Origin of the sequence: Desulfurivibrio nitratireducens, from assembly GCF_044068515.1 — a bacterium.
GTDB lineage: Bacteria > Desulfobacterota > Desulfobulbia > Desulfobulbales > Desulfurivibrionaceae > Desulfurivibrio.
In genome coordinates, this window is sequence record NZ_JBIPKI010000002.1 from 14,716 (window position 1) to 31,738 (window position 17,023).

Genomic DNA, 17,023 nt, shown 5'->3' on the forward strand with positions numbered 1-17,023 from the left:
AGAGCTTTTGCGCGGCCCGTGTCCAATCGCGGCTAGCTGTTGAAAAGCCGCATGATGTCGTTGTAGAAGACGAAAAACATCAGGGCGATCAACAGAAACAGCCCGACCTGCTGGGCCATTTCCCGCACCTTCATGCTCACCGGCCGGCGGGTTATGGCCTCGACGGTGAAGAAAACCAGGTGGCCGCCGTCCAGGACCGGGATCGGCAGCAGGTTGAGGATGCCCAGGTTGATGCTGATCAGGGCGATGAAATAGATAAAGTTGATCCAGCCCACTTCCATCTGCTGGCCGGCCAACTGGGCGATCAGGATCGGCCCGCCCAGTTCCGAAGCCGGGATGATCTGCTGGAACATCTTGACAATGGCCACCAGGGTCAGCCAGATCAGGCTCCAGGTCTGCTCCAGGCCGGCTCCCAGGGCTGTGACCAGGGAGATGGACTGGTACTGCACTTCACTGCTGCGGGTCACCCCCAGCATGTAGCGCTGGCCCACCACCTCGCCGAAAATATTGGTTACTTCCTGCTTCTCCGGCAGGGCAACCACGTTGATGACTTCCCCGTTGCGGCGGACATCCAGCTCCACCGGCCGCCCCTCGCTGTCGCGGATCAACCGGGAAACGTCCTCCCAGTCCTGGGTGGCGACTCCGTTGATCGCGATGATGCTGTCGCCCTGGGCCAGGCCGGCCTCGGCGGCGGGGGAGCCCGGAGCGATCTCGCCGATCTTGGTGCCGGGGACCGGCTGGGGCAGGCCGATGGCGGCGAAAATCAGGAAAAAGAGCAGGACCGCGAAGGCCAGGTTGAAAAAGGGGCCGGCGAAGACGATCAGAAAGCGCTGCCAGACCGGCTTGGCCGCAAAGGAACGCTCCTGCTCGTCCGGCTCGGTCTGGTCGCCGGGGTTTTCACCCAGCATGTTGACGTAACCACCCAGGGGGAAGGCGCTGACCTGGTATTCGGTTTCCCCGATCCGGCGCCCCACCAGTTTGGGCCCGAAACCCAACGAAAATTTCAGGACCTTGACGTTGAAGAGTTTGGCCACGATAAAGTGCCCGAATTCGTGGACAAAGATCAACAGTCCTAAAACGATGACAAAAGATATTATGGTGTTCATGCTTCAACCTTCATGCTTTGGGTACCGGTCTTGGCCATCAGGCTTTCGACCACCGTTGCGGCCAGCTTGCGGGCCGCCTGATCGCAGGCCAGGACGGTGGCGATCCGGTCGGCCGGCCGGGCTTCCACCCGGTTGGTTGTTTCCGCCACCACCCGGGCAATTTCGGGGAAGCGGATTTTACCCGCGAGAAAGGCCTCCACCGCCACTTCGTTGGCGGCATTGAGAGCCGCCGGCATGGTCCCGCCCTGCCGGCAGGCCTGGAAAGCCAGTTCCAGGGCCGGAAAACGCTTGCGGTCGGGGGGGAAAAAATTGAGGTTGCCGGCCGTGGTTAAGTCGAGACGGGGTAAACCCAGGGGCAAGCGTTCCGGAAAGGAAAGCGCGTAAACGATGGGAATCCGCATATCGGGAATGCCCATTTGGGCGACCACCGAGCCGTCGATATACTCCACCATGGAATGGACGATGCTCTGGGGATGCACCAGCACCTCGATTTTTTCCACCGGCACCTTGAACAGCCAATGGGCCTCGATGACCTCCAGGCCCTTGTTCATCAGGGTGGCGGAATCAATGGAAATTTTACGCCCCATGGACCAGTTGGGGTGGTGCAGGGCCTGTTCGGGGCTTACCTGCCAGAGTTCAGGGGCCGGAGTATCCCGAAAGGGGCCGCCGGAGGCGGTGAGGATCAGGCGGTGGATGTCCTGGTGGCGGCCGGCCCCGAGGGCCTGGGCGATGGCGTTGTGCTCGCTGTCGATGGGGAGCATCTGCACGCCCTGGCGGGCCACCGCGTTCATTACCAGTTCCCCGGCCATCACCAGGGTTTCCTTGTTGGCCAGGGCCACGTCCTTGCCCGCCTCGATGGCGGCCATGGTGGGAGTCAGGCCGGCGGCTCCGACAATGGCCGAAACCACCAGTTCGGCCTCGGCCAGCCGGGCCACGGCTTCGTTGCCGGCCCGGCCCGTCAGTACCCGTTCCCCCCAACCCGGGGGCAGGCTCTGAATCAAATCACCCGCCAAGGTTTCGTCGGCCACTGAGACCAGCCGGGGTTGAAAGGCCTCGATCTGGGTTTTAAGCAAGCTGATGTTATTGCCCGCCGCCATTGCCGCCACCCGGAAGCGGTCCGGATAGCGGCGCACCACCTCCAGCACGTTGCAGCCGATGGAGCCGGTGGAGCCGAGCAGGGAAATATTTTTGGTCATGACCTGGTTGTCCGCCTTACTTAAGGTTCAAGGTTGCACGCTTGCGGGGGGCGGGAGCAGGGCTGGGAGGAATAAACCCTTGCCCCTGGCGTCAGGTTCCTTGGCCCTCATAGCAGCAGCAGGTAATAAAGCAGCGGAGCCACCAGGAGCAGGGAATCGATCCGGTCCAGGACGCCGCCGTGGCCCGGCAGCATGGCGCCGGAGTCCTTGACCCCGGCGCCGCGCTTGAGCAGCGATTCGGCCAGATCTCCAACCACCCCCGCCAGGGCAAGGATAAAGGCAAAGAGCAGCGATTGCAACAGGTTGATGGCCGGGAAAAAAAGCCAAACGGCCAGTCCCACCGCCAGCAGGGCGGCTCCGACCCCGCCCAGCAGCCCCTCCACGGTTTTGCCGGGGCTCAGGGCCGGGCACAGTTTATGGCGGCCCAACGCGGTGCCGGCGTAAAAGGCTCCGCTGTCGGCGGCCACGGTGATCAGGGTGGCGATGATCAGCCAGTCCCGGCCGGCCTCCAGGGTCATCAGCAAGGGCAGATGGGCGGTCAGCAGGCCGAGATAAAAAACCCCGAAGCTGGAGGCCAGCAGAAAGAACAACGGTCTTGCCAGGACGCCGTAGCGGAAGATGGTCAGCAGGATCAGCCCGACCAGGGCGGCGACCAGGGCGGCGACGAGCAGGGCCGGCTCCCTGGTTCCGGCGGCCAGCACCGGCAGTAAAGCCAGCAGGATCACCAGGGGGCGGAGGGCGGCCTCGCCGGGACCGGTCAGCAGCATAGCCCCGTATTCCCGCAGGGCGAGAAGGGCGATCAGGCAGACCACCAGCCAGAAGAGGAGAAATGGGCTGTAAAGCAGCAACAGCAGCCAGGCCGTCCCGAGGATTATGCCGGTCAATATCCGTTTCATGGCCTCTGTTTATGGCTTAACGCCCTGGCTGTAAGCCGCTGGGGGGAAACAACCGTCCGGAAGTTGGGGTCGGCCTTATCCTTTCACTCTTCACCCGCAACCTGACCACCGGTCCTGCCGAAGCGCCTTTGTCTCTGCTGAAAGTCGGCCAGCGCGGCCAGGAAATGCTCCCGGCCGAAGTCGGGCCAGAGAACCCTGGTAAAATAAAGCTCGCTGTAGGAGAGCTGCCAGAGCAGGAAGTTGCTTAGGCGGGCTTCGCCCCCGGTGCGAATCAGCAGATCGGGATCCGGCAGGCCGGCGCTGTCCAGTTCGGCGGTCACCTTTTCTTCGTCGATCTCTTCGGGCCGCAACTCGCCCTTGACCGCCCGGGCGGCCAGTTGGCGGGCGGCCCGGACCAGTTCGTCGCGGCCGCCGTAGCTCAGGGCCAGGTTGAGGATCAGGCCGTCGTTGCCGGCGGTCTCCCGGATGGTATTTTCCAGAACCTGGCGGACCTTGACCGGAAGGTGATCCCGGCGGCCGCAGGTGCGGAGACGCACCTGGTTTTCCACCATCTGGTCCAGTTGATTTTCGAGATAGGTTTGCAGCAGGCCCATCAGGCTTTCCACCTCGGTGCCGGGCCGGCGCCAGTTTTCGGTGGAAAAGGCGTAAAGGGTCAGGACGCCGATCCCCAGTTCGCGGGCGCAGCGCACCACTTCCTGGACCGAGCGGACCCCGGCCTTGTGCCCCATGATCCGGGGCTTGCCCTGCTGGCGGGCCCAGCGGCCGTTGCCGTCCATGATGATGGCGACATGACGGGGCAGGGTGGCCGGCTCGAGGTTCATCAGACCGCCATCATCTCTTTTTCTTTCTCGGCCATGATGCTGTCGATTTGCTGGATAAGGCGGTCGGTTTCCTTCTGGGCCTCATCCTGGAGCCGAAAAAAGTCATCCTCGGGCAACTGCTTGTCGTTTTTGAGCTTCTTGAGGGTATCGAGGGCTTCGCGGCGGGAGTTGCGGATTGCCACCCGGTATTCTTCGCTGATCTTCTTGACCTGCTTGACCAGTTCCTTGCGGCGTTCCTCGGTGAGCTGGGGGATCACCAGGCGGATCACCTTGCCGTCGTTATTGGGATTGAGGCCGATATCGGAAGCGTGGATCGCCTTTTCAATGGCGCTCAACTGCTGGCTGTCCCAGGGCTGTATAACGATCATCCGGCTTTCGGGGATGGTCAGGGTGGCCACCTGGTTCAGCGGCATGGCCGAGCCGTAGGCCTCGACCCTGATGCCGTCCAGCAGGTTCAGCGAAGCCCGGCCGGTGCGAATTCTGGTCAGTTCGCGGCGATAGGCCTCGATGCTCTTTTCCATTTTGTCGGACATTTCCAGAATTACTTCATCCATGGCTAGCACCTTTCAGAGATTCAAGATTCAAGGTACAGGCTGCAAGGGGCAAGGGAGACAAAAGGTCGTTGCCCCTCTCCCTGGGCTCCGGCCCATGCGCCCTGCGCCTGTTTTTATTCGCCGATCAGGGTGCCGATCCGTTCGCCGCGGACCGCTTTAAGCATGTTGCCGGGGACCATCATGTCGAAAACCATGATCGGGGTGGCGTTGTCCATGGCCAGCGAAATCGCCGCCGAATCCATGACCTTGAGTTGCCGGCCCAGGACCTCGGCGAAACTGAGGCTGGCAAAGCGAACCGCATCGGGATGGCGCAGGGGATCTTTATCGTATACCCCGTCCACCCGGGTGGCCTTGCAGACCAGGTCGGCCCTGATCTCCAGGGCCCGGAGCATGGCGGCGGTATCGGTGGTGAAATAGGGATTGCCGGTTCCGGCGGCGAAAATCACCACCCGGCCCTTGTCCAGGTGGTGATGAGCCTTCTGGCGGGAATAGGTTTCACAGACCGTGGGCATGGCGATGGCCGAAAGAACCCGGGCCGCCACCCCGTGCCGCTCCAGGGCGTCATGGAGGGCCAGGGCATTGATCACCGTGGCCAGCATCCCCATGTTGTCGGCGGTGGCCCGGTCCATGCCGGCCACCGAACCGGCCATGCCCCGGAAGATATTGCCGGCCCCGATCACCAGGCCCGCCTGCACGCCCAACTGGTTGATGGCGCGAATTTCCGTGGCCAGGTAATCAAGAATCGCCGGGCTGATGCCGTGGGGCTGTTCGCCCATCAGGGCCTCGCCGCTGAGTTTCAACAGAACTCGCCGGCAGCGCCTGCCGCCGCTGTTTGCGGTTGCGTCACTCATCAGGACAACCTAAGCCCCGATTTGAAAACGGGCGAAACGTTTGATCGAAATATTTTCGCCAAGCTTGGCGATCAGCTCGTTGAGCAGATCCTGAATCGAGAGATCGGGGTTTTTGACGTACTTCTGTTCCATCAGGCAGACCTCGCCGTAGAACTTGTCCATTTTGCCGCCGATCATTTTTTCGACAATGTTTTCCGGCTTGCCGGAGTCCAGGGCCTGCTGGCGGTAAATGTTGCGCTCGCGCTCCAGGACGTCCTCCGGCACCTCTTCCCGCCGGATGGCGACGGGGCTGGAGGCGGCGATATGCATGGCAACATTCTTGGCGAACTCCTGGAAGTCGCTGTTTTTGGCCACGAAGTCGGTTTCGCAGCCTACTTCCACCATTACCCCGAGCTTGGCGCCGGCGTGGATGTAGGTTTCGACCACCCCTTCACTGGTGGCCCGGTCGGCCCGTTTGCGGGCCACGGCCAGGCCCTTCTGGCGGAGCAGATCGATGGCTTTTTCCATGTCGCCGGCGGTTTCGCTCAGGGCCTTTTTGCAATCCATCATCCCCGCGTTGGTTTTATCGCGGAGTTCCTTGACCATCTGGGAAGTTATCTGCACTGGTGTCACCTTTCTCGAATTAATAAATCATGGGCTTATTGATTCAATAATACACGGAGACCATTAAGAAATGGCGAAATTATGCGGTGCTTGGGGTTGGCGGTACTTGCCACGGAGGACCCGGAGGGCCCGGAGAGGCGATGCAGAAGTTCAGCTCCGGACTCTCCGGGGTTTCTCCGGTTTAAAACAGCCGGGCGCGATTCTCCGCGGGGTCAGCCCGCGAGGATCGCAATCATTCGGCCGGGGCCGCCTCTTGCTCTTTGGCGGCGGCGGCCGCTTCGGCTTCCTGCTTGTCGCTGGCGGCCCGCTGGGCCATGGCGTGGCTTTCCTTGCCGGCCAGGATGGCATCGGCGATCCTGCCGCTGACCAGGCGAATGGACTTGATGGCATCGTCGTTGCCGGGAACCAGGTAGTCGATGCCCTCGGGATCGCAGTTGGTGTCGGCGATGGCCACCACCGGAATGCCCAGGCGGTTGGCTTCGGTCACGGCGATGCTTTCCCGCTTGGGATCGATGACAAAAACCGCGGCCGGCAGGGACTTCATTTCCTTGATTCCGCCGATATTGCGCTCCAGCTTGAGGGTTTCCTTCTGGATCATCAGGATTTCTTTTTTCTTGTAACGGTTGATGGTCCCGTCATCCTGCATGGTGGTGTAGTTCTTGAGGCGGTCGACGCTCTTGCGGATGGTCTGGTGGTTGGTCAGCATTCCGCCCAGCCAGCGGTGGTCGACATAGTACATCCCGCAGCGGGCCGCCTCTTCCCGGACGATCTCCTGGGCCTGGCGCTTGGTGCCGACAAAGAGGACGTTGCCCCCCTTGGCCGCGATGTCGCGGACGAAGTCGCAGGCCTGGTTGAACAGGGGCAGGGTCTTGTCGAGATTGATGATGTAGATCCCGTTGCGGGCCCCGAAGATGTACGGTTTCATCTTGGGGTTCCAGCGGCGGGTCTGGTGGCCGAAATGGAGGCCGGCTTCGAGCATTTCCTTCATCTTTACATGGGACATCGTTTTCTCCTTACTGCTGATTTTGGTTGATCCTCCATCCCGCATTCCCTACCCGTTCTGTTTTGTTGTCACGGGCACCAGAGGGAAATCCGGCCCGGCGGCGCCTGGCGGCGCGCCGGGGTCGGCAGGGGATGTGCGTAGTTGTAAAACCCGCCAACTCTACAGTATGGTGGGCCCCTTTGCAAGCAGGAATATAAGATCGACGCCGGGTTAGGGCCGCGCTGAGCCGGAGGCCACGGCCGCCGGCCAGGTTCATGGCCGGCGGCCCGCCGGCCTGCGGCGGTGGTCCGGCCTGAGCTTATTGCGGCTCTTGCTATTCCACCGATTGCAGCATTTCGTCGATTACCGCCAGCCCCCCGGCCCAGAAGACGGGATCGTCGAGATCGACCCCGAAGGGCGCGACCAGTTCATAGGGGGTGGCGGAGCCGCCGGCCCGGAGCAGGTCGAGATACCTGGGGACAAACGCCGCCGGATCCTCACGGTAGAGCTTGTAAAGGGCCAGAACCAGCAGTTCGCCGAAGGCGTATGAATAGACGTAACCAGGGGTACTCAGGAAATGGGGGATGTAAGACCACCAGGTGTCGTAGTCGGCACTCAAGTTTACGCTGTCGGCGAACATTTCCTCCTGGGTGGCCCGCCAGTGGACGGAAATCTCTTCGCTGCTCAACTCGCCCTGCTCGCGGCGGGCGTTGTGGACCCGGTCCTCGAACCGGTTCATCGCCACCTGGCGGAAAACAGTGGCGAAAATCGATTCCAGCTTCTGGCAGGTGAAGGCCCGGCGGGTTGCGGGCTCGTCGAGCAGGGCCAACTGGCGGTTGAAGAGCAGCAACTCGGCGAACACCGAGGCGGTCTCGGCCAGGACCAGGGTGGTGGAGCTGTTGTAATAGCCCCGGGCGGCGGCGAGATGCTGGTGGACGCCATGGCCCAGTTCGTGGGCTACCGTTGAGACATCCCGCAGGTTGCCGGTGTAGTTCACCATGATATAGGGATGGACTTGAGGCACCGCCGGATGGGCAAAGGCGCCGCCCCGTTTGCCATCCAGCAGGGGAGCGTGGATCCAGCCCCGCTCGAAGAAGAGGGCGGCGCTTTGGGCCATTTCCGGGCTGAAATCGGCAAAGGCCTGCAGGACCAGCTCCCGGCCCTGGTCCCAGCCGACGGTGGTGGTGGGCAGATGGGGCAGGGGCGCGTAGCGATCGTAGTCGGTCAGTTCCTCGAGGCCCAGCAGGCGGCGCTTGAGCCGGTAGTAGCGCTGGGGAATATCATAACGGCCGGTAACCGCCTTGACCAGGGTTGCCACCGTGCCGTCATTAAGCTCGTTGTGCAGGTTCATCGCACTCAGCCAATGGGGATAACGGCGCAGGCGGTCGTCGATCATCTTGTCGGCCAGCAGGGTGTTGAAGGTATGGGTCAGCACATGGAGCTGGCTGCCCAGGCCCGCGGTGAGCTCGGCGGCGGCCCGGCGCCGCTGCTCGCGATCCGGCAGGTAGAGATCGCTCAGCACCTCCTCCTCGCTGCGGCCGCTCTCGCCGAAACGCAGGTGGCCCATGATCTTGTCGAAGAGGGTGGTCCAGCTGCCCCGACCGGCGGGGGCCCGTTCAATCAGCAGGGTTTCCTCGGCCTCGCTGAGCAGGTGGGGGGCATAGCGGCGCAAACCGGCCAGGTGGTGGCGATAGGGAGCCAGTTCCGCCGCGGCCAGCAGGGCATCGGCCCGGCCGGTCTCGAGCCGGCTCCATTCCAGTTCGAAAAAAACCGTTTCCTTGCCGATCCGGCTGCCCGCCTCGCGGATTTTCTGCAGCAGGCCCCCGGCGGCGGCATCCTTGGTCCGGGTGGCGAAATTGAGATAGGCGAAGGTGGCGACCTTGCCCAGCCGGGCCTCCAGATTTTCCAGGCGTCGGACCAGATCCAGCAATTGGCCGGGGTTGAGGTCGGCCATTCGGCCGGCAAACTCACCGCGCACGGCTTTGGCTTCCTGCTCGCAGGACGCCAGGTCGGCGGCCAGGGCCGGATCATGTTCGTCCTGATAAAGATCCTCCAGGCGCCAGATAATGTTGGCGGTGCCCAGTTCGGCGTTCAATTTTTCACTCATCGGAATTACTCCTGCGGCAGCAGACGGGCCGGCTTGGCGCCCGCCGGATTATTTCCTGGGTTACGGGGGGATGCCGAAAATGGATAGGTGAATATCGTCAAGCGGTCAAGTAAAAAAGTAATGCTTAACCAGATCGCCGGTCCTGGCGGGTCAAGGGAGCGGCCAAGCCCCGTTCCGGGTCGGACGACCCCCAGGCAAAACGGGTCGCCGCAGGACAGTTCCGGGTCCGGCCGAGCCGTCGGCCGGTGGGGGGACGGCCGGCGGTCCCTGCGCAAAATGTCATTGCGCGGATGGGAAAGGCGCGATATACAAGGCATTCGATTTTTTCGGCGCCGCCCAAAAGCTTTGCCCCGGGGCGCGCCGGCAGCTCGTTGTTCGGGCGCTGTTATTACCCTGAAGGCAGTTGTTGGTCATTTTGGGGCGAATTCGTTTCTTGGGGTCGGCGACCGCTTGCGGGCGTCGCCGACGTCGTTTGTCAAACCTGTCCCGCATTGCGTGCCATGACCTCCTCCCCGGTTGTTTACGATGAAAGCAAGATCAAAACCCTGAGTTCGCTGGAACATATCAGGATGCGGCCGGGGATGTATATCGGCCGCCTGGGCAACGGCAGTCATCCCGATGACGGGGTCTATATCCTGCTCAAGGAAGTCATCGACAACGGGGTGGACGAGTATATCATGGGGGCCGGCAAGGCCATCGATATCGACATCAGCGCGGACGGAACCGTGACGGTGCGCGATTACGGCCGGGGGATTCCCCTGGGCAAGTTGGTGGAATGCGTCTCGGTTATCAACACCGGGGCCAAGTACAACACCGATGCCTTCCAGTTCTCGGTGGGCCTCAACGGGGTCGGGACCAAGGCGGTCAACGCCCTGTCCCGCCGTTTCCGGGTGACCTCCTACCGTGACGGTGAATTTGCCCGGGCGGAATTCACCGGCGGGATTCTGCAGCGGGAAGAAAAGGGCGCTGCCAGAGAAAAAAACGGCACTCTGGTGGAGTTCCAGCCCGACCCGGAAATGTTTCCCGAATACAGTTTCAGCCGGGATTTCGTCCGCAAACGGCTCAAGCGCTACGCCTACCTCAATGCCGGGCTCAAACTCCACCTCGAAGGTGAGACTTTTTACTCGGAAAACGGTCTGCTGGACCTGCTGGAGGCCGAAACCAGCGGCACCCAGCTTTATGAGCCCATCCATCACCGCGACAAGAGCATCGAATTCGCCTTCGTTCATACCGACAACTACGGCGAGAGTTATTTCTCTTTTGTCAACGGCACCTACACCAATGAGGGGGGTACCCATCTTTCCGCCTTCCGGGAAGGTTTGCTCAAGGGCATAAACGAATTTGCCAACAAGAAGTTCGACGGCGAGGATGTCCGCGAAGGAGTAGTGGGGGCGGTGGCGGTCAAGATCCGCGAGCCGATCTTCGAGTCCCAGACCAAGAACAAGCTGGGCAACACCGATATCCGGGGGGAAATCGTCGGCGCCGTGCGGGAGGCGGTCAGCGCCTACTTATACAAGCACACCGATGTCGCCGAGCTGATCATCGATAAGATCCAGCAGAGCGCCCGGGTCCGCAAGGAGTTGCAGCATGTCCGCAAGGAGGCCAAGGCCAAGGCCAAGAAGGTGGCCCTGAAAATTCCCCAACTCAAGGACTGCAAGTATCATCCCGCTCCCGGCAAGCCTTCGCCGGAGGGCCGGGGCAACATGATTTTTCTCACCGAGGGCCAGTCCGCCTCCGGCTCCATCGTCAGCGCCCGCGACCCCATGACCCAGGCGGTTTTTTCCCTCAAGGGCAAGCCCTACAATGTCTATGGCCAGCCCCTGGCCCTGCTCTACAAGAATGATGAGATGTACAGCATCATGCGGGCCCTGGACATCGAGGAGTCCATCGGCCGGCTGCGCTTCGACAAGATCATCATCGCCACCGACGCCGATGTGGACGGCCTGCATATCCGCAACCTGGTCCTGACCTTTTTCCTCCACTATTTCGAATCCCTGGTCAAGCGGGGACATATCTACATTCTGGAAACCCCGATTTTCCGGGTGCGCAACAAGGAGGAAACCATCTACTGCTACAGCGCCCGGGAACGGGCCGAGGCGGAAAAGAAACTGGCCGGCCGGGGCAAGGTGCGCCGCCCGGTGGAGATCACCCGCTTCAAGGGCCTGGGCGAGATATCGCCGCGGGAGTTCAAACAATTCATCGGCCCGGACATGCGGCTCAAGCAGGTGGATATCGACACCTTGAGCGAGGTTCCCAAGGTCCTGGAATTCTACATGGGTAAAAACACCCCGGCCCGCCGGGACTATATCATGTCGCATCTGGTATAACGGCCGGAACAGGTTACAAGACCAGAGGCCGGTGCGCCTTTTTAACGGAAACAAAGATGGAAACGACTCAATACGGCAACCTGCACCGCCTATTCGATGAAAACTTCATCGACTACACCTCCTATGTCATCCGGGAGCGGGCCATTCCCGATGTCGCCGACGGGCTCAAGCCGGTGCAGCGCCGGCTGCTCCAGACCCTGCACAACATGGATGACGGCCGCTTTCACAAGGTGGCCAACGTGGTGGGGGAGACCATGAAGCTCCACCCCCACGGCGATGCCTCGATTTTTTCGGCCCTGGTCAACCTGGCCAACAAGGGTTACCTCATCGATCGCCAGGGCAACTTCGGCAATCTCTATACCGGGGATTCAGCCTCGGCCGCCCGTTATATCGAGTGCCGGCTGAGCCCCCTGGCCCGGGAGACCATGTTCAACCGGGATCTGACCGAGTTCACCGACTCCTACGACGGCCGGATGCAGGAGCCGGTCCGCCTGCCGGCCAAGCTGCCCCTGCTGCTGCTCCAGGGGGTCGAGGGCATTGCGGTGGGGATGGCCACCAAGATCATGCCCCACAACTTCTGCGAGCTGCTGAAGGCCCAGAAGAAGATCCTCCGGGGAGAGGAGTTTGCCGTCTTTCCCGATTTTCTCCAGGGCGGCCTGCTCGATGTCGCCGCCTACGATGACGGCAACGGCCGCCTGCGCTGCCGGGCCCGGATCGAGGAAAAGGACGACAAAACCATTATCATTCGGGAAATCCCCTACGGCACCACGACCCAGGGCCTGATCGAAAGCGTCGAAAAGGCGGCCCGGGGCGGCAAGTTCAAAATTCTGTCGATCAACGATTACACCGCCGAGGAGGTGGAGATCGAAATCAAGCTGGCCCGGGGACTCAAGGCCGAGGAGACCATCAAGGCCCTCTACGCCTTCACCGACTGCGAAATTCCCATCAGCCCCAACCTCACCGTGATCCGCGACAACACCCCGGCGATCATGACGGTGAGCGAAGTTTTGCGCGAAAACACCCTCCGCCTGCGCGATCTCCTGGAAAAGGAGCTGCTGATTGAGCTGGCCCGGCTCAAGGAACGCCTCCAGGCCCACCTGCTGGAACGAATTTTCATCGAAGAGCGCCTTTACAAGCAGATCGAGGAAAGCACCACCTACGCGGCGGTACTCAGCACCATCGATCAGGCCCTGCAGCCGTTCCTCGCCGAGCTGGTCCGGCCGGTGAGCCGCGAGGATCTGGAAAAACTGCTGGAGATCAAGATCAAGCGCATCTCCCGCTACGACATCGAGCGCAAGAAAAAGGAAATCAAGGCGGTGCAGCGCCAGATCAAGGAAGTCGAAACCAGCCTCAAGGACATGACCGGTTTTGCCATCCGTTTCCTCGACGACCTGCTGACCCGCTACGGCCAGGACTATCCCCGCCGCACCGAGCTGGCCACCTTTGCCGAAGTCCAGGCCAGCCAGGTGGCCCTGAGCAACCTGAGCCTGGGATACGATCGGGAAAACGGTTTTTTCGGCACCCAGGTCAAGGCCGCCCCGGAACACACCCTGGCCTGTTCCGAATACGACAAGATCCTGTTGATCGACAAGAGCGGCTGGTACAAGGTGATCAACGTGCCGGACAAGATCTTTATCGGCCATGATCTGCTCTGGTGGGGCCGGGTGGCGGAAAAGACGCTTTTCAATCTGGTCTACCGGGACGGTAAACGCAATATCTGCTATCTCAAGCGCTTTTACACCCCCAAATTCATCATCGACAAGGAATACCGACTTTTTGATGAACACCGGCGCTCGGAGATCATCTTCCTCAAAACCGGCGAGGGCATCAACTTGCGCGCCCATCTCTCGCCGTCGCCCCGGACCCGCAGGAACCGGGAAATTTTCCGTTGTGACGACTTCCTGATCAAGGGGGTCGCGGCCATCGGCAAGCGCCTTGCGGCCCGGCCGGTCCGCCGGGTGGAGGAAGTCAGCGACGCCGTGGCCGCCAAGGCCGAGGAACAGGCCCCGCAACCGCCCCTGTTCCGCAAGCCGGGCGCCTGAGTTTGTCCCGCCTGCAACGACAATCCACGCAGAGTCTTTCGATTACTTCTTTGTGATAATCTTCAAATAATATATTGTGCTTTAGTGTCTCAAAAAGACAAGCACATACGAAATTGCTAATTACCATCCAGGCCGGCCGCCGCCTCAAGCACGGCTGTGGTCCCAGGCCCGGCAGCGCGGGGTTGCGGACCCGGGGTTGTCTTATGCCCCAGGAAGGCTGGACGGCCGTCCAATCAACTCCGGGCCCATACCGGAAAAGGAGCTGGAATCATGGCGGAAAAATCCGCGATCAATATCCTGGTGCTGGATGACGAGCCGCTGATGCTCAAGTTGCTTGGCCGGATTCTGACCAACCTGGGCTTCACCTCGGTCAGCACCAGCGCCAACGGACATGCCGCCCTGGCTTCACTCGACGGCCCCGGCAACCATCCCGACCTGATCCTGCTGGATCTGAACATGCCGGAAATGGATGGGGTCGAATTCGTGCGCCACCTGGTGGAACGGCGCTATGCCGGCAGCCTAATCCTGGTCAGCGGCGAAGATGAGCGGATGCTGCAGACGACGGTGAAGCTGGTGCAGGCTCACAGGCTGCCGGTACTCGGCTACCTGTGCAAGCCGGTTACCCCGGAGGGTTTGTGGGAGCTGCTGGCCAGGTGGGTGCCGCCGGCCCCGGACCAGCCGCCGCCGGCAACCCCAAAAATTTACAGCGCCGATGATGTGCGCGCCGCCATCGTCAACGGCGAATTGATCAATCACTACCAGCCCAAGGTGGAAGCGGCCACCGGCCGGGTGATGGGAGTGGAAAGCCTGGTGCGCTGGCAGCATCCCGGCGATGGGATGGTGTTTCCCGGCCAGTTCATCGGGGTGGCGGAAGCCCATGGCCTGATCGACGACCTGACCCGGGTGGTGCTGACCGGAGTGCTGAACCAGGCCCGGCGCTGGCAGGAGATGGGGCTCTCGTTGCAGGTGGCGGTTAATGTCTCGATGGATAATCTGGCCTCGCTGGATTTTGTCGATTTTGTCACCACCCAGGCCGCGGCGGCGGGAGTGGCGCCGGAACAGGTGGTGCTGGAAGTCACGGAAAGCCAGTTGATGCGTGATCTGCGCGCCCCGCTGGAAATACTGGCGCGGCTGGGTCTCAGGCGCTTCCAGCTCTCCATCGACGATTTCGGCACCGGCCATTCGTCGCTGGCCCAGTTGCGCGATATCCCCTTTGGCGAGCTCAAAATTGACCGGAGTTTCGTGCATGGCGCCTGGAACAACAGCACCGCGCGGACCATGTTCGAGGCCAGTCTTAATTTGGCCCGGCAATTGAACATGAAGGCCGTGGCCGAAGGCGTTGAGGATCAGGACGACTGGGATTTTGTGCGCCATACCAAGTGCGATTTCGCCCAGGGCTACTTCATCGCCAGGCCGATGTCCGCCGAGGTCCTGCCCGACTGGATCGCCCGCTGGCAGGGACAAAGGCGGCCCTGATTTCCCGATTTTTGATAAAATCGGTACCGGTAGTTGGCGGGAGGGGTGGCCGGAGCCTTCAGGTTACGGGCGAAATCATGGCCGGAAACACCCTGGCTTGGCTGAAAAGCCTATTAAATCAAGATATTAACGCAAGAGGAAACAGCATCACCGCCAACTGAGATGCGGGTTGCGCAGAACAGGATCCGATCCTATGTACCTGATGACCTCGCTTGATTTTTATCTTCACCTGACCAGTATCATTCTGGCCCTGGCCTCGGCCATGCTGGCCCTTTACCTGATTCCCCTGGTCGGCAAGGTGAGGGTGTCGCTTTTGTTTGCCGCGGCCCTGGTCTTTCTGGCCATCGATCGGACCTTCGCCGTATTTGTCCACGGCGAGGAAATGCTGCTGGATCCCTCTCTCTACATCATTATCAGCGGCTTGCTGGGGGTCGGGGTTATCGGTTGTTTATGCGGCAGCGCCTACTTTATGCGCGGCATCTTTATCGAACGCAAACAGGCGGAAGAAAAAATCCGCAAACTGAATGAAGAACTGGAATCCAAGGTCCAGGAGCGGACCAGGAAACTGATGGAAGCCCAGGAAGAACTGGTCCGCAAGGAGAAGCTGGCGGTATTGGGGCAGGTGGCCGGCAGCGTCGGGCATGAGCTCCGGAATCCGCTGGGAGTGATGAGTAACGCTGTCTATTTCCTGCAAACCGTATTGGTCGATGCCGATGACCGGGTCAAGGAATACCTGGGGATGATCGAGGAGGAGATCGCCGGTTCCGAACGCATAGTCTCCGAGTTGTTGGATTCGGTGCGGGCCAAACCGCCGCGGCCCGAAGCGGTGGAGGTGCGGACCGTGGTTGCGCGGGCGCTGCACAAGCTGACGATTCCCGCCTCGGTGAAAGTCAAATTGGAACTCCCGGATGACCTGCCGGCGCTGCGGGTCGATGCCATGCAGATCAACCAGGTGTTCCGTAATCTGATCACTAACGCGGTGGAGGCCATGCCGGGCGGCGGAGAGCTGCAAATCAGCGCGGTTGCAACCCAGCCGGAGGGCACCGTTACCATCAGCGTGCGTGACAGCGGCATCGGCATGACGGAAAAGCAATTGGACCAGCTGTTCGAGCCGCTGCTCACCACCAAGGCCCGCGGTACCGGGCTGGGGCTGATGGTGGTGAAGAATCTGACCGGGGCCAACGGCGGCAGCGTGGGGGTGGAAAGCGCGCCGGGCCAGGGCTCCACCTTCACCGTGGTGCTGCCCAGTGCCGGCGACGCTCCAGCCTTGGGAAGTTTGGCCGGCGGCGAGGGGAGGCAGCCATGAAAATCCTGGTGGTGGACGATGATCAGCGGATCGTCAAGACGACCTGCGACATTCTGCAGATCAAGGGTTACGAGCCCATTGCCGCCAGCTCGGGCGAGGAGGGAGTGGCCAAGGTAAAGAGTGACCCGCCGGATTGCGTGCTGATGGATCTCAAGATGGCCGGCATCAATGGCATCGAGGCCATGGGGCAAATGAAGCGGATCGTCCCCGGATTGCCGGTGATTCTGGTCAGCGCCTACGCCACCCGCGAGAACATCGAGGAGGCGAAACGTACCGGTGCTTACGCGGTGCTGGGCAAACCGCTCAATTTCCCGGCGGTGCTTTCCTTTCTCGCCCTGTTGCGCAAGGAGGAGAACATCCTGGTGGTGGATGATGACCCTGATTTCAGCCGGACCCTGAAGGAAATACTGACCCTGCGGGGGTTCCGGGTGGAAACCGAAAGCGAGCCCCGCAAAGTACTGGGTCAGCTGGAGCAGGGCTACCAACTGGCCGTCGTCCTTGACCTCAAGCTGGGGACGGGACCCGGCCTTGATCTCCTCAGGGAAATCCGGGCCAAGTATCCCGACAAGCCGGTGGTCCTGATAACCGGCTATCGCCGGGAAATGGGTGATTCCATCGAACAGGCCCAGCGGATCGGGGCCTATGCCTGTTTGTACAAACCCTTTGAAACCGATGATCTGTTCCGCTTGCTCGAAGAAATCAAGGTCGAAAAACTGCGCAATCTGCTGGAGGAGTGATGAGCCCCGGAAACCCTTC

14 protein-coding genes are annotated in these 17,023 nt (G+C 61.3%); 5 read left to right on the top strand and 9 right to left on the bottom strand.

What is annotated here, in order from left to right; all coding sequences use genetic code 11:
* Positions 1-32: 32 nt before the first annotated feature.
* The 9 genes from rseP to ACHHTY_RS01500 all read right to left on the bottom strand — a co-directional run bounded on the left by rseP (position 33) and on the right by ACHHTY_RS01500 (position 9,116).
* On the bottom strand, positions 33-1,106 hold the full coding sequence (gene rseP / locus ACHHTY_RS01460; RefSeq protein WP_395492271.1) for an RIP metalloprotease RseP: 1,074 nt from the start codon (positions 1,104-1,106) through the stop codon (positions 33-35).
* Complete coding sequence (locus ACHHTY_RS01465) at positions 1,103-2,302, bottom strand: 1-deoxy-D-xylulose-5-phosphate reductoisomerase (RefSeq protein ID WP_395492272.1); 1,200 nt, start codon at positions 2,300-2,302, stop codon at positions 1,103-1,105. The genes rseP and ACHHTY_RS01465 overlap by 4 nt, the downstream gene beginning before the upstream one ends.
* 107 nt (positions 2,303-2,409) lie before the next feature.
* Positions 2,410-3,198, bottom strand: a complete 789-nt coding sequence (locus ACHHTY_RS01470) for a phosphatidate cytidylyltransferase (protein ID WP_395492273.1) — start codon at positions 3,196-3,198, stop codon at positions 2,410-2,412.
* Between the two features lie 83 nt (positions 3,199-3,281).
* Positions 3,282-4,019: an isoprenyl transferase gene (locus ACHHTY_RS01475; RefSeq protein ID WP_395492274.1), complete on the bottom strand. Its 738-nt coding sequence runs from the start codon at positions 4,017-4,019 to the stop codon at positions 3,282-3,284.
* Positions 4,019-4,573 carry a ribosome recycling factor gene (gene frr / locus ACHHTY_RS01480; protein WP_395492275.1) on the bottom strand — a complete coding sequence of 185 codons (555 nt, stop codon included), beginning with the start codon at positions 4,571-4,573 and terminating at the stop codon, positions 4,019-4,021. Before frr ends, ACHHTY_RS01475 begins: the two co-directional genes overlap by 1 nt.
* Before the next feature lie 113 nt (positions 4,574-4,686).
* The gene (gene pyrH, locus ACHHTY_RS01485; protein WP_395492276.1) at positions 4,687-5,424 is read right to left on the bottom strand and encodes a UMP kinase; all 738 of its coding nucleotides are present in this window, start codon (positions 5,422-5,424) and stop codon (positions 4,687-4,689) included.
* 9 nt (positions 5,425-5,433) lie between these two features.
* A complete protein-coding gene (gene tsf / locus ACHHTY_RS01490; protein ID WP_395492277.1) occupies positions 5,434-6,027 on the bottom strand; it encodes a translation elongation factor Ts in 594 nt (197 codons plus the stop codon).
* A 232-nt stretch (positions 6,028-6,259) separates the two neighbouring features.
* On the bottom strand, positions 6,260-7,030 hold the full coding sequence (gene rpsB / locus ACHHTY_RS01495) for a 30S ribosomal protein S2 (protein WP_395492278.1): 771 nt from the start codon (positions 7,028-7,030) through the stop codon (positions 6,260-6,262).
* A gap of 313 nt (positions 7,031-7,343) precedes the next feature.
* Positions 7,344-9,116, bottom strand: coding sequence for a M3 family oligoendopeptidase (locus tag ACHHTY_RS01500; protein WP_395492279.1), 1,773 nt, complete (start codon positions 9,114-9,116; stop codon positions 7,344-7,346).
* 500 nt (positions 9,117-9,616) lie between these two features.
* Here ACHHTY_RS01500 and ACHHTY_RS01505 point away from each other — a divergent pair, with 500 nt between their 5' ends.
* From ACHHTY_RS01505 to ACHHTY_RS01525, 5 genes are all read left to right on the top strand, one after another.
* Positions 9,617-11,443, top strand: a complete 1,827-nt coding sequence (locus ACHHTY_RS01505) for a DNA topoisomerase IV subunit B (RefSeq protein ID WP_395492280.1) — start codon at positions 9,617-9,619, stop codon at positions 11,441-11,443.
* A 56-nt stretch (positions 11,444-11,499) separates the two neighbouring features.
* Positions 11,500-13,485, top strand: coding sequence for a DNA topoisomerase IV subunit A (locus ACHHTY_RS01510; protein WP_395492281.1), 1,986 nt, complete (start codon positions 11,500-11,502; stop codon positions 13,483-13,485).
* A 270-nt stretch (positions 13,486-13,755) separates the two neighbouring features.
* Positions 13,756-14,961, top strand: coding sequence for an EAL domain-containing response regulator (locus ACHHTY_RS01515; RefSeq protein WP_395492282.1), 1,206 nt, complete (start codon positions 13,756-13,758; stop codon positions 14,959-14,961).
* Positions 14,962-15,154: 193 nt separating this feature from the next.
* On the top strand, positions 15,155-16,267 hold the full coding sequence (locus ACHHTY_RS01520) for a sensor histidine kinase (RefSeq protein ID WP_395492283.1): 1,113 nt from the start codon (positions 15,155-15,157) through the stop codon (positions 16,265-16,267).
* The gene (locus ACHHTY_RS01525) at positions 16,264-17,004 is read left to right on the top strand and encodes a response regulator (RefSeq protein WP_395492284.1); all 741 of its coding nucleotides are present in this window, start codon (positions 16,264-16,266) and stop codon (positions 17,002-17,004) included. Before ACHHTY_RS01520 ends, ACHHTY_RS01525 begins: the two co-directional genes overlap by 4 nt.
* Positions 17,005-17,023: the final 19 nt, after the last annotated feature.